The sequence below is a fragment of the Halanaerobacter jeridensis genome (assembly GCF_016908315.1).
In the GTDB taxonomy this organism is placed as follows: domain Bacteria; phylum Bacillota; class Halanaerobiia; order Halobacteroidales; family Halobacteroidaceae; genus Halanaerobacter; species Halanaerobacter jeridensis.
This window is the reverse complement of sequence record NZ_JAFBDQ010000019.1, coordinates 1-12752: the sequence shown is the minus strand read 5'-3', so window position 1 is coordinate 12752 and position 12752 is coordinate 1. Positions and strand designations below refer to the sequence as shown.

The following is a 12752-nucleotide window of genomic DNA, read 5'->3' as shown; positions in this document are numbered from 1 at the left end:
TATCTATATAAAGATTAAACTCCTTTTTCATCCGGATCCCAAATCAATTTATGTAATTGCATACTTAATCTTACTTCTAGATTATTTTCCTTGAAATAAGATTGATGTTCTTGCAGAAACTCAACAATTTCCTCAGGCTCAATTCTACTAAATGCCGGAGAAAAATTAATTACTATTCCCTCACGAGCTAAACTTTTCTTATGTTTATCAATCACACGTAAAGCATAATCTAAATCTCTATCATTAGAAACTACAAACTTTAACTCATCTCCGCTCTTTAATTTAGCAAAATTACTAAAATAATTAGACTGAGCCATTCCCGAACTAGGACATTTCACATCCAAAGTATAGTATAATTCTAGCTTTTGTCCCTCGGAATAAGCCTCAATTTCTTCTTTATTATAAACCGGCCAACTACCATTACTTTCAACTCGCACCTCATAACCCTTAGCAGCTAGAAAAAGTGGTAAATATCTTTTAGCAGTTTCTTCTACTAAAGGCTCACCTCCAGTACAAATAACTTTATCCGTACCAAAGCTCTCTAATTTCTCTAAAATTTCTGCTAGAGTTAATAATTCATAATTATCTCCTTGATAGCTATAACGGGTGTCACAGTAACTGCAACGCAAATTACATCCTTCTACTCGCACAAAGGTAACAATTTCTCCTGTCGAAATTCCTTCCCCAGAAATACTATTGAAAACTTCTACTACTTTTAACTTTGTATTTTTAAATTCTGATAATTTCATCTTTACTCTCCTCTAACTTCAGCATAACTTGTTTCAGTTTCCCAAACTCTAATAGCGGCTAGTTTTAATCCTAATTCCTGCAAATCATTCTCTAATAGCTCCCAAAAATGCTGAGCCATATTCTCAGCAGTAGGTCTAAAATCAACTTCAACAACTTTACGATCATTCTCCTGCAGCAATTGAGCAATTTGATGTTCTACATCAGCAGTTGATTTAGACCAATACAAAAAAGCATGATCTAATCGATTAACTATTTTATCTTTAACAATATTTTTTAAATCTTTAAAATCTACTACCATCCCCCGCGCTGGGCCAACCTCCTGCACTTGCCCTGCTTTATTCACAACTTCTACCTCTAATTGATAAGTATGACCATGCAGATTCTTACACTGCCCTTGATGCCCTGCCAACATATGAGACATATCCCAGGAAAAACTTTTAGTGACCGAAATTTGACTCATTTAAATCAACCCCATGATCTGAATTTATAGCTAGCGATAGCTTATTCATATTCTACTGGATCTTCATAACCAGCTTCTTTAAATGCTTTTAAGCGTAGTACACAACTGTCACAATCTCCACATGCAACTTCTCCACCACGATAGCAAGTCCAAGTCAATGAATAATCTACACCTAACTTCATTCCTAACTCAACTTCTTCAGCTTTAGTCATATTAATAAATGGTGTATGTACCTCTATTTCTTTATCTTCTTCTACTGCACAAACTGTACCTTGATTAATTGCATTTTCCATAGCATCAATAAATTCTTGTCTACAGTCTACATAGCCTGAATAATCAACTTCACTAACACCAATAAATACATGCTGAGCTCCTACTGCCTCAGCATAAGAAGCAGCATAAGATAAAAAGATCATATTTCTAGCAGGCACATATGTACTTGGAATTTCATCATTAGAGTCATCTCCTTCAGGAATTTCCATCTCTTCATCAGTTAAAGAAGATCCTCCCCAAGCCGACATATTAGTTTCTACAACAACATGCTCTTCAACCCCTACTTCTTGAGCTACATCTCTAGCAGCTTTTAATTCGCGTCCATGACTTTGACCATAATCAAAAGATAAAGCATAAAGATCATAACCTTTATCTTTTGCTAAATATAAAGCAGTAGTTGAATCTAACCCACCAGATAATAGGACAACAGCTTTTTTATTTTCACTCATTATTATTCCCCCACACAAAATATAATTTGATTTTTATCTTTTTACTGTTTACTCATTACTATTCACTATTCTTACTTTTTCACTGTCTTACTGTTTTTCCTCTTTACTCATCACTGATTACTCGTTACTAATCTTACTGTCTCCTCCGTGTTTTTAAAATCCAAAAAACACTCCGTGCAGCGCCATTCTCTCTACTTTTCTGCTTATTAACTATGCAATCTATATGCAATAATTCTCGCTTGTTTCACTACCAGCTACTGTTTTCCCTCTTTACTCATCACTTATTACTTATTTCTTGTCCATAATAACAACTTCCTATAGCCCCATTATACTGAGGATGATCTAAGGTAATTACTTGCTCATAATCCTGGGCTAAATATTCTATAATTGCCTGATTAAAAGCGACTCCACCTGAAATCACTAATTTATGCCCTTTAAATCCAGTTAATAGAGGCTTTAATCTACGATACATGGAATAATTAACGCCAGCACATAAGCGCTCAATGCTTGCCCCTTCAGCAATTTTTCCAATCAATTCTGATTCAGAGAAAACTGCGCAAGTAGAATTCAAATCTACTGGATCCGTAGAATAAGTTGCTAATTCTTCTAGTGATACTTCTAATACCTTAGCCATATTTTCTAGATATCTACCACAAGAAGCAGCACATTTCTCATTTAACTCAATATCAGTAATTAATCCTTTTTCTACCTGAACTGCTTTAACATCTTGTCCACCTACATCAAGTAAGATAAAATTTTCTAATCCACTTTGATAAATAGCACCATAGGCATGTGCTTTTACTTCATTAATTACCTCAAATTCATTTAAATCAGTATTATTACGACCATATCCCGTGGAAATCTTGACATCAGTTTCTCCGATGTCAAGTTTATCTAAATCAACTACTATTTTTCCTGAAAATGTACAGTAATCACGATAAAAAGACATAGTACTAACTTTAAATTTATTAACTATTTCTCCTTCTTCCAAAACTATAACTTTTACTTCCCGACTTCCTAAATCAATACCTAGTACTCGCATCAATTAACACCTCTCATATCACCCAACATATCTAAAAAGGCTTCTAATCTTAATTTCATTCTAGAATCAAGTTGCCGAGATTTATCACCACGAATTGTTAAAGTAGGCAGTTCTAACTCATCTTTAATTATTATATCTTCAATTTCCCGATGACAAAATGCTTGAGTATAGTGAATAATTCCATCTAAATCCCGTTTAGCAACTTCCTTTTTTATTTCCTTTAATCTAAACTCTAAATCATAAGGATAAGTATAATCTAAATATTGCTGATAAATATTATCAGCTTGTTCATAACGAGGAAAAGTAAATTCCCTCTGTACTTCATTATATACAATATGAGCAGAAAATTCAGTTACATGTTCATAAATATCTGCCGTCATTGGAGGTACTCCAATATATCCTAATCGCAATTCCCTATTTATAGGTTCACGAGTTTTAATTTCAGAAATTTTATTCTTTAACTCCTCTTCATAAGAATCAATATCACCTTTAAAATCACTACAGTTAATTTGATAAAGATGATTTTCAAATCCTGTTGCTTTATTTTCTTGCCAAGTTAAACGGTCTATTTCAGATGCTAAAGCACGTACTTGATTTAAGCGATTTCTCATTGCTTCTACTTCATCTAAGCTGACAGAAAATAATTCTCTAAAATCATCAATTGCTGCTTGAACTGATTCTAAATCATGTTCATAGGGATAAGCAAAAGGATAAGTTTTAATCCCTTTAGCCTGCAAAACTTCATTTAGAGCCTCAGTATCAGAACAATCTCCTTCTACTACACTAACTACTCTATTAATATTATTCTCTAAACAAGCCCCATACATGCCCTTAATCCAAGCACAAGAACTTTTAGGAAACCCATCTTTTTCTGCTAATTCAATATATTGAGCATAATCATCAGCAGTAATAAATAAATTATTTAAATCTTGCGGTTGATGACCTACTGCAAATAATACTTCTACTGGAATAGTAGTAGTAATTCCAACCTTCTCCATCTTTTTTCCTCCATTTGTTGTTATTAAATATTTATAAATTATGAGCAAATGTATTTTTGAATTCACTTCTAACTCACAACTCAAAGCTATATGCATATATATAAAGATGAGCGGCTAAAAAGCCGCTCAACAAAATTAAACTTCCATAATTATAGGTAAAATCATTGGATTTCTCTTAGTTCGATGATAGATATAATCATCTAATGCATCTCTAATATTAGACTTCAATGTAGACCACTCAGTAATTCCTTGTTCTTCACATTCTCTTAATGCTTCTTCAGCTTTTTGAGTAGCATCATTAATTAAATCTCCGGATTCTCTGACATATACAAAACCACGTGTAATAATGTCAGGTCCAGCTAAAATATTGCCATCATTATCGATAGTAACTACTACCATTAAAATTCCATTTTCAGATAGTAATCTTCTATCTCTCAAGACAACATTTCCTACATCTCCTACACCTAAACCATCAACTAAGATTCTTCCCGCACGAACACTATCTTCTATATAAGCGCGGTCCTTACTTAAGTGAACTTTATCACCTAAATCAGGAATAAATGTATTTTCTTGTGGAACACCAACTTCTTGTGCTAATTTAGCATGCAAATGCAAGTGTCTATATTCTCCATGTACTGGGAAAAAGTACTGGGGACGAGTTAAATTTAACATTAATTTTAATTCTTCTTGACTAGCGTGACCAGATACATGAACGCCTGTAATTGCTTCATAAATAACATCTGCACCACGTTCAAATAGCTGATTAATTGTATGACCTACTGCTTTAGCATTACCAGGAATTGCAGTAGCAGAAACTAAAACAGTATCTCCATCTCCTACACTGATATGATAATGATCGCCACGAGCTATACGGGTTAAAGCTGCCATTGGCTCTCCTTGACTACCAGTAGTTAAAAGAACAACTTTATCTGATGGATATTTATCTACATCATTAGTATCAATTAATATTCCTTCTGGAATATCAAGATACCCTAAATCTTTAGCAATATCAACATTATTTAACATACTTCTTCCACTTAAAGCTATTTTACGGTTGAACTGCATTGCTGCATCAATTACTTGCTGAATTCGGTGGAAATTAGAAGCAAAACTAGCAACTATAATCTTCTGTTCCGCATCTTTAAAGGCTTTTTCAATCGTTTCACCTACTTCTTTCTCTGAGCGAGTAAATCCTTCATGTTCAGCATTAGTACTATCAGAGAATAAAGCTAAAACTCCTTCATCTCCTAACTCAGCTAAGCGGTGAATGTCAGCCATCTGACCGTCAACTGGAGTCTGGTCAAACTTAAAGTCACTAGCATATACAATTGGCCCTGATGGAGTATGCACAGCTAAGGCACATGTATCGGATAAACTATGATTAACTCTAATAAATTCTACATCAAAAGAGCCAATCTCTACTGAATGACCAGGATACACATGACGCAAATAAGTGTCAGATAATAAATTGTGTTCTTCTAATTTACCACGCAATAACCCTAAAGTTAATTTAGTTCCATAGATAGGAACATCTCCTAATTTCTTTAATACATAAGGCAGAGCACCAATATGATCCATATGCCCGTGTGTTAACGCAATCCCTTGAATTCGATCGCGATTTTTAAGGAGATAGCTAATATCTGGAATTACATAATCTACTCCATAAAGTTCATCTGTTGGAAATTTAATTCCTGCATCAATAATTAATATTTCATCATCTATCTCAATTACCATCATATTCTTTCCGATTTCTCCGATACCACCTAATGGTAAAATGGATACGGAATCTATTTCATTGTTAAACGACATTTAAACAAAATACACCTCCATATTTTTTTACTAACCCGTCCTCAGATACATAGGCGCTAGTCATCTGAGCAATGCTCAAAACAAAAACAATTCTTATTTTCCCCCGTTCTAAGCACTCTTATATATATTATAAATGAAATTCACTTTAAATACAAGAACTGAATTTTATTTATATATATCACCTCTATTAACATAAACTTTGAATCCTAGGTCATAATATAATACCACAAATAAAAAACTACCCTGTTCAGGGTAGTTTTCACTACTATATTATAATAAACCTTTTTCACTTAAAACATTCTTTAAATCATTTTTTAAATTTTCTTCCAAATCTAATAATGGTGGACGAACTGGGCCAACTCCTCGACCAACCATTTGCAGAGCTGACTTCACTGGAATCGGATTTGTACTAATAAACATAGCATTAAATATTTGCTGTAATGAAGCATTTTTATCTTTAGCTTTTTCTACATTACCAGCTTTATAAGCCTGCACCATCTCTTTAATTTCACTTCCTACTAAATGAGATGCCACACTAATTACTCCTGTACCACCTACAGACAATATTGGCAAGGTTAAGCAATCTTCACCACTATAAATATCAAAACTTTCGTCAGTCAGAGCATTGATCTTTGTAGCCTGACTCACATCCCCACTTGCTTCTTTAACAGCAACAATATTCTCCACTTGAGATAACTTTGCTACTGTTTCTGGATCTAAATTACGTCCAGTCCTACTTGGAACATTATATAAAATAATAGGCAACTCAGTCTCCTGCGCAACCAATCTAAAATGATTGTCTAAAGCTCGTTGCGGAGGTTTATTATAATAAGGGGTTACTAACATAGCTCCATCCACACCAATTTCTTCAGCCTTCTTTGTCATTTCAATACTTTCAGCTGTCGAATAAGATCCAGTTCCTGCTATAATTGTAGCTCGCTCCCCTACTCTATCTACAACTACTTCTAATAATTCCTCTTTTTCAGCAGTAGTCAAGGTTGGTACTTCACCAGTAGTACCCAATACTACCAAACCATCAGAGCCATTATTAACTAAATATTCAGCTAATTCCCCAGCTTGCTTATAATTAACACTCTCATCTTCATTAAATGGAGTTACCATTGCCGTCAATACTTCACCAAAGTTCATAACAACACCCCCAAATATTAATTACCCAACTCAAAATAATCATGTAAAGCACATAAAGCTTCACTTTGTTCTTTTTCTTCTACTAAGCATGAAATCATAGTATGTGAATCAGTAGTTTGATAAATCGATACCCCTGCTTCAGATAGGGCTTCTACTACTCGAGCCATGACACCAGGAAATCCAGTCATACCTGCTCCTACAACAGAAACTTTTACAAAATTATTTAAGATATTATAATGATATCCATCTTCAATTAACAATTCTTCAGCTTCTCCAGCCTGTTCATCTCGAATCATAAATGAAATAAAATCCGAACGCACATTAATAAAATCTACACTAATTCCAGCATCAGCCATCACTCTAAAACATCCTAAAGCAGTTGCTTTCTCTTGTTTATTATGCGGAAAAACTTTTACTAATGCTAAATTATTGCGACTGGTTACTCCTGTTATAATTTTGTCTCCCTTTATTTCTATTTCATCTTGTTTAAAAGCATGAGAAATAACAGTCCCCTCTGCATCACTAAAAGTAGAACGAATAATAACCGGTACTCTTTCTCTTTTAGCAAGCTCTGCTGCTCGAGGATGAATTACCCTTGCCCCTTGATAAGCTAATTCGCAAGCTTCAGTGTATGTAACATGTTTTAAAGTTTTAGCATTAGGAACAACTTTAGGGTCGGCCGTCATAACTCCTTCTACATCAGTATAAATTTCAACCATCTCAGCATGGAGAGCAGCACCTAAAGCACAAGCAGTTGTATCTGAACCTCCGCGCCCTAAAGTTGTTATTTCACCATCATTTGAAATACCTTGAAAACCAGCTACAACAGGAATTTTATTCTCTTCCATAATCTCTTTAACCCGCTGATTATTAATTTCTTTAATTCTGGTATCACCAAAATTATCATCTGTTACAATTCCAGCTTGAGCTCCAGTTAAAGGAGTTCCATCATAACCCCGAGCTTTTAGCGCTTGGGTAATAATCACTGAAGAAATAACCTCACCACAAGACATTAATAAATCTTTAGCACGAGGATTTATTTGATTATGAACATCTTCAGCAAAATTAATCAACGTATCGGTCGCATAAGGGGCTCCTTCTCTACCAATAGCTGAAGTTTATAACCAGAATTAATACAATTAATCACTTTATCAATCACCTGATCACGACGTTCAGGTGTTGCTACTGACGATCCACCAAATTTTTGGATAACTATTTCACGCATTTATCCACCTCACTTCTCTACACTAGCTTTTCTGTAGTAAAGTTTCAGCAATTTGAATCGTATTTAACGCTGCTCCTTTGCGTAAATTATTAGCAACAATCCATAAATCCAATCCATAATCTACAGTCTTATCTTCTCTAATCCGACCGACTAAAACATCATCAGTTTTTTCTGCATTAATCTGCATTGGATATTCATTTTCCTCTGGATTATCAACGACTTGTACGCCTGGAGCTTGGGCCAACAACTCACGTGCTTTATCAGCAGTTAGCTCTTCTTCCATTTCAATATTTACTGCTTCAGCATGGCCAATTGAAACCGGCACCCGTGCTGCAGTAGCAGTTACTTTTATTTTATCATCCCCCATAATCTTTTTAGTCTCATTGACCATCTTCTTTTCTTCTTTAGTATATCCATCATCAAAGAAAACATCAATATGTGGTAATACATTTTGGGAAATCTGATGCGGATAAACTTCAGATTCAACTTCTTCCTCATTAGCTATACTCTTAGTTTGCTCCTCTAATTCATCCATAGCATCCTTACCAGTTCCAGATACAGCTTGATAAGTTGAAACAACTATTCTTTTAATCCCTGCTGCTTTATAAATCGGCTCTAAAGTAGCTACCATTTGAATTGTAGAACAGTTTGGATTAGCAATAATTCCATTGTTTTTAAAAATATCATCTGGATTAACCTCAGGTACTACTAAAGGAACTTCAGGATCCATTCTATAAGCACTACTATTATCAACTACTACTGCCCCACGTTTAACAGCTTCAGGAGCCAAATTCTTACTTGCAGTTGACCCTGCACTAAATAAAGCTATATCAATTCCCTCAAAAGATTCAGGAGTAGTAACTTCAACTTCATACTCTTCACCTTTGCAATTCATAATAGTTCCAGCTGAACGTTCCGTAGCTAATAATTTTAAATCTGCAAAAGGAAAATCTCTCTCCTCTAAAATACTCACCATTTCTCTTCCTACTGCTCCAGTTGCTCCTACTACCGCTACATTTACCTTCTCCATTCTAAAAATACCTCCCAAATTAATTTAAATTTAATAATTAATTATTATCCCACTTTATTTATTCTGTTTATGACTTTATTTACCTTTTATTTTTTTATATTCTCACTGAGACAGGGCATTACCCTGCCTCTAAATTTCTTTATTTTATCTTTTTTACTCATTACTATTACATAATCCACTATTGTTATTTATTCTAATTTATTATTATACAGACTTGGCAGTGCCAAGTCTCTACTTTATACTCTTCACTATTTCACTGTCTCCTCCGAGTCTTAAAAAAACAAGACTCTCCGTGCAGCCCTATTCTCTTTACTTTCCACTTTATTAACTACGCAATCTATATGCAATTACCCCCCCTGATCTCACTACCAGCTACTGCTTTCATATCCCTTTATGCTCAATAATCACAGGCTGTAACTGTCGTCCAGATAACGCATATTCTATTGTATCAGGAATCAAATCCATTCTAGCCACTAAAGAATTTTCTTTATGAATTGGATTATCTTGACCAAATGGAACTAAATATATATTAGGAGCATTAATTAAATGACTAATATTTTTCCCATTATTACCCAAGGCATCATTAGTAGCAATCGCCAAAACCACTGGTCTTTTATTTCTCAAATGTGCTTTAACAGCCATTGTAACTACAGTATCTGTAATAGCATTAGCTAACTTTGCTGCAGTATTACCAGTACATGGAGCTACAACAAGCACATCTAATAATTGTTGCGGTCCAATAGGTTCTACCTCTGGAATTGTCACTAACGGCTGATTACCTGTGATTTCTACTACTTTCGCCCGCCATTCTTCAGCAGTTCCAAAACGAGTATCATAGTTTTGAACATGTTGAGATAAAATAGGATATACATTAGCTCCACTATCTACTAACTGCTCTAAAGCAGGAATTACTTTTGCTAAAGTACAAAAAGAACCAGTTAAGGCAAAACCAATTTCTAAACCGGCTAATTTCAAAGACAAGCACCTCCCTTTAGAAGAACTCTACTTTTCTTCAATAAAGCGAGGGATAATATCACCTAAAATTTCACCAGCACTCTTAGGAGCTACTTTCCCAGGTAAACCTAAGGCTAAATGAGCACTAATACCGAAATCTTTAGCCGCTGCAAAATCTGTACCTCCAGGAGCAGAAGCTACATCAATAATCACTGTTTCAGAATCTAAAACACTTAATATTTCTCTGTCTAAGACTAAAGTAGGTACAGTATTAAAAATAAAATCAGCTTGAACAATTTCCTGCTTTAGATCTTGAAATTCAACAGGTTCTAATCCCATTTCTAGGGCACGAGCTAAATCTTTAGGCTTTCTAGCTACACCAAAAGTATTACTACCCATTCCCTCCAACATTCTAGCTATAGTCATTCCAACCCTACCTAATCCTAAGACAAAAGAATTATTATGATGCAAAGTAATTCGACTATGCTCAATAGCCTTATTAATTGCTCCCTCTGCAGTAGGAATAGCATTTAAAATTGCTAATTCATCCAAAGTGGCTAATTCAATCAAATCTAAATTATATTTTTTACACCACTCCTTAATTTTAGGTTTAGCAAAACCAATAAAGAATTTAGTTCCTGGCTGCAGTCCAGCAAAGAAATCTTCAGTTAATAAAACCTCACCATCAATAAAAGTTTTCTTAATCTTATAGTTCTCATCAACCCCGGTCATTGGAGCAATTACAGCATCAATATTAGCATCAATTTGGGCTAAAGAAGTGATTACCTCCCTTGATAATTTTGAACTATTAAACGGCTGACCAAGAACCTGTACTTGGGCATCACTTTGTTCTAAAGAAGACAATAAAATTTTCTCTCTATCATCTCCTCCTAAAAGTGCAATTTTTTTATCCACTAGGTAATGGCTCATTCTTATCCCCCTTTCCTAACTTAAATTACTCTTCAAATACATTAATATTATATGTAGGGAGAAGTAAAGTAGTGCTTGTCTAAGCTAATTAATTTCTACAATTCAATTAAATTATCTAAACCATAAACAACACCATCAATTTCATCTAACTTATTAATTGCTAACGCTACTCCCGGCATAAAAGAGCGACGATTAATAGAGTCATGTCTTAGCTTTAATGTTTGACCTTCCCCACCAAATAATACCTCCTGATGAGCTACTAAACCAGGCAGGCGCACACTATGAATATTAATTCCATCTTGTTCTGCTCCTCTAGCTCCTTCTAATTTTTCAATTTCTTCTCGCTCATCTTCTTTAGGAGTTAGATTTTCTTGAATTAATTCAGCAGTCTTAATTGCAGTTCCTGATGGTGCATCTAATTTACCATCATGATGTTGCTCAATAATTTCAACATCATCTAAGAATTTAGCTGCTTTTTTAGAAAATTCCATCATTAAAATAGCTCCAATAGCAAAATTAGGCGCAATAATTACTTTATTGTTCTCATCTGCAAATTCTTTTACTTTATTCAAATCAGCTTCTGTAATGCCTGTTGTCCCTACTACTATATCTACTCCAGCTTCACAAACTGTTTTAATATTCCCCATAACAACTTGAGGCGTAGTAAAATCTACTACTGCATCAGCTTCAACTTGCTCTAAAGTCTCACCTAGATCATTAGTGATTTCTGCACTAGCTTGTTCTAGATTCAACACCTCTTTAATATCTTCACCTACTTTAGCTACATCTACTGCTCCAACTAACTTGAAATTATCTGTCCGGTCTACTAATTTAACTACTTCCTGTCCCATCTTACCAAGCGCACCAGATACAACTATATTTTTCATTATCTCACTCCTCTCTCATAAAAATGATAAGCATTAAAATATGAAAAACGATTGGCAAGCTTACCAATCGTTTAAAAACAACGAAAGATAGCTCACCACTAGATATTAACTAGTGACAGTCTTGTACTTGTTCAGCACAAACCCAACTGAGGTTGTGAGCCACACAACTACTCAATTTCGGCAATAATTCCTTTCACTATAGTTTTTTAGCGGCTAACTACTATAGATACTCTTAATTACTGCTCCTCAATCTTTATTTAATTTATTCCATTTTCTTTTATTGTCTAATATTTAAACGAATTTGTCAAGGATTTCTTACTCACTTTTCGACTAATAAATAGATATATTCCCTCCACATGATTTTAATATTTCTGTAGCTTGTTTAAGATTATTTTTTTCTACTGTGACTATCGTATTACCTCTTTTCAATTCAGCTTCAATTTTTTCTGCCACCGCTCTATTAATTCCATGTTCAACCAGCGCTCTTAACATTCGTTTGCTACTTGCTCCTCCTACTTCGTTAGTTAAGGCACCAAAAATCATAGTTGCTTCTAAATCCGGAACACTCATAATTGTCCCTTGCTCAATCAAAGCAGCTAATTCGCCAAATTGACCTTGATCTGGTCTAACCTTATCTACTAAGTTTTCTTTAGTATTAGTAATCATATTAAATTCTTCCGCTGATTTATATCTGCTTAAAGCTAATCAAAATTAACAAATGAGTAGATTACAGCGTTAACACCAAAGTTACAGTGTTCTTATCCACGAACCCTATCTTAAAAAAGACTCGGGTGTG

At 34.5% G+C, this 12752-nt stretch carries 13 protein-coding genes and 1 riboswitch; all 13 genes read right to left on the bottom strand.

Features of this window, described 5'->3' with window-relative positions:
* Positions 1 to 14 precede the first annotated feature (14 nt).
* The 13 genes from JOC47_RS13500 to JOC47_RS13440 all read right to left on the bottom strand — a co-directional run bounded on the left by JOC47_RS13500 (position 15) and on the right by JOC47_RS13440 (position 12622).
* Entirely contained in the window at positions 15 to 749 is a 735-nt protein-coding gene (locus JOC47_RS13500; RefSeq protein ID WP_204702736.1) for a radical SAM protein, read from the bottom strand.
* 2 nt (positions 750 to 751) lie between these two features.
* Complete coding sequence (queD, locus tag JOC47_RS13495; RefSeq protein WP_204702734.1) at positions 752 to 1210, bottom strand: 6-carboxytetrahydropterin synthase QueD; 459 nt, start codon at positions 1208 to 1210, stop codon at positions 752 to 754.
* A gap of 41 nt (positions 1211 to 1251) precedes the next feature.
* On the bottom strand, positions 1252 to 1932 hold the full coding sequence (gene queC, locus JOC47_RS13490) for a 7-cyano-7-deazaguanine synthase QueC (protein ID WP_204702732.1): 681 nt from the start codon (positions 1930 to 1932) through the stop codon (positions 1252 to 1254).
* Between the two features lie 277 nt (positions 1933 to 2209).
* The gene (locus tag JOC47_RS13485) at positions 2210 to 2974 is read right to left on the bottom strand and encodes an acyl-CoA dehydratase activase (protein ID WP_204702805.1); all 765 of its coding nucleotides are present in this window, start codon (positions 2972 to 2974) and stop codon (positions 2210 to 2212) included.
* Positions 2974 to 3972 carry a 2-hydroxyacyl-CoA dehydratase family protein gene (locus JOC47_RS13480; RefSeq protein WP_204702730.1) on the bottom strand — a complete coding sequence of 333 codons (999 nt, stop codon included), beginning with the start codon at positions 3970 to 3972 and terminating at the stop codon, positions 2974 to 2976. The genes JOC47_RS13485 and JOC47_RS13480 overlap by 1 nt, the downstream gene beginning before the upstream one ends.
* Positions 3973 to 4107: 135 nt before the next feature.
* Positions 4108 to 5781, bottom strand: a complete 1674-nt coding sequence (locus tag JOC47_RS13475) for a ribonuclease J (RefSeq protein ID WP_204702728.1) — start codon at positions 5779 to 5781, stop codon at positions 4108 to 4110.
* A gap of 270 nt (positions 5782 to 6051) precedes the next feature.
* The gene (gene dapA, locus JOC47_RS13470; protein WP_204702726.1) at positions 6052 to 6930 is read right to left on the bottom strand and encodes a 4-hydroxy-tetrahydrodipicolinate synthase; all 879 of its coding nucleotides are present in this window, start codon (positions 6928 to 6930) and stop codon (positions 6052 to 6054) included.
* A 17-nt stretch (positions 6931 to 6947) separates the two neighbouring features.
* Positions 6948 to 8003, bottom strand: a complete 1056-nt coding sequence (locus JOC47_RS13465; protein ID WP_239551256.1) for an aspartate kinase — start codon at positions 8001 to 8003, stop codon at positions 6948 to 6950.
* A 174-nt stretch (positions 8004 to 8177) separates the two neighbouring features.
* The gene (locus tag JOC47_RS13460; protein WP_204702724.1) at positions 8178 to 9185 is read right to left on the bottom strand and encodes an aspartate-semialdehyde dehydrogenase; all 1008 of its coding nucleotides are present in this window, start codon (positions 9183 to 9185) and stop codon (positions 8178 to 8180) included.
* Between the two features lie 381 nt (positions 9186 to 9566).
* Positions 9567 to 10160, bottom strand: a complete 594-nt coding sequence (locus JOC47_RS13455; protein ID WP_204702722.1) for a dipicolinate synthase subunit B — start codon at positions 10158 to 10160, stop codon at positions 9567 to 9569.
* A 27-nt stretch (positions 10161 to 10187) separates the two neighbouring features.
* Positions 10188 to 11069, bottom strand: a complete 882-nt coding sequence (gene dpsA / locus JOC47_RS13450; protein WP_204702720.1) for a dipicolinate synthase subunit DpsA — start codon at positions 11067 to 11069, stop codon at positions 10188 to 10190.
* A gap of 95 nt (positions 11070 to 11164) precedes the next feature.
* Positions 11165 to 11956 (bottom strand): 4-hydroxy-tetrahydrodipicolinate reductase, encoded by a 792-nt coding sequence (gene dapB / locus JOC47_RS13445; protein ID WP_204702718.1) that lies wholly within the window; start codon positions 11954 to 11956, stop codon positions 11165 to 11167.
* 80 nt (positions 11957 to 12036) lie between these two features.
* Positions 12037 to 12214, bottom strand: a riboswitch (Lysine riboswitch).
* Positions 12215 to 12286: 72 nt separating this feature from the next.
* The gene (locus tag JOC47_RS13440; protein ID WP_204702716.1) at positions 12287 to 12622 is read right to left on the bottom strand and encodes a hypothetical protein; all 336 of its coding nucleotides are present in this window, start codon (positions 12620 to 12622) and stop codon (positions 12287 to 12289) included.
* Positions 12623 to 12752 lie beyond the last annotated feature (130 nt).

Coding starts and splice junctions, on each gene's coding strand:
- JOC47_RS13500 (WP_204702736.1), bottom strand. CDS start 749: ATGAAATTATCAGAATTTAAAAATACAAAGTTAAAAGTAGTAGAAGTT.
- queD (WP_204702734.1), bottom strand. CDS start 1,210: ATGAGTCAAATTTCGGTCACTAAAAGTTTTTCCTGGGATATGTCTCAT.
- queC (WP_204702732.1), bottom strand. CDS start 1,932: ATGAGTGAAAATAAAAAAGCTGTTGTCCTATTATCTGGTGGGTTAGAT.
- JOC47_RS13485 (WP_204702805.1), bottom strand. CDS start 2,974: ATGCGAGTACTAGGTATTGATTTAGGAAGTCGGGAAGTAAAAGTTATA.
- JOC47_RS13480 (WP_204702730.1), bottom strand. CDS start 3,972: ATGGAGAAGGTTGGAATTACTACTACTATTCCAGTAGAAGTATTATTT.
- JOC47_RS13475 (WP_204702728.1), bottom strand. CDS start 5,781: ATGTCGTTTAACAATGAAATAGATTCCGTATCCATTTTACCATTAGGT.
- dapA (WP_204702726.1), bottom strand. CDS start 6,930: ATGAACTTTGGTGAAGTATTGACGGCAATGGTAACTCCATTTAATGAA.
- JOC47_RS13460 (WP_204702724.1), bottom strand. CDS start 9,185: ATGGAGAAGGTAAATGTAGCGGTAGTAGGAGCAACTGGAGCAGTAGGA.
- dpsA (WP_204702720.1), bottom strand. CDS start 11,069: ATGAGCCATTACCTAGTGGATAAAAAAATTGCACTTTTAGGAGGAGAT.
- dapB (WP_204702718.1), bottom strand. CDS start 11,956: ATGAAAAATATAGTTGTATCTGGTGCGCTTGGTAAGATGGGACAGGAA.
- JOC47_RS13440 (WP_204702716.1), bottom strand. CDS start 12,622: ATGATTACTAATACTAAAGAAAACTTAGTAGATAAGGTTAGACCAGAT.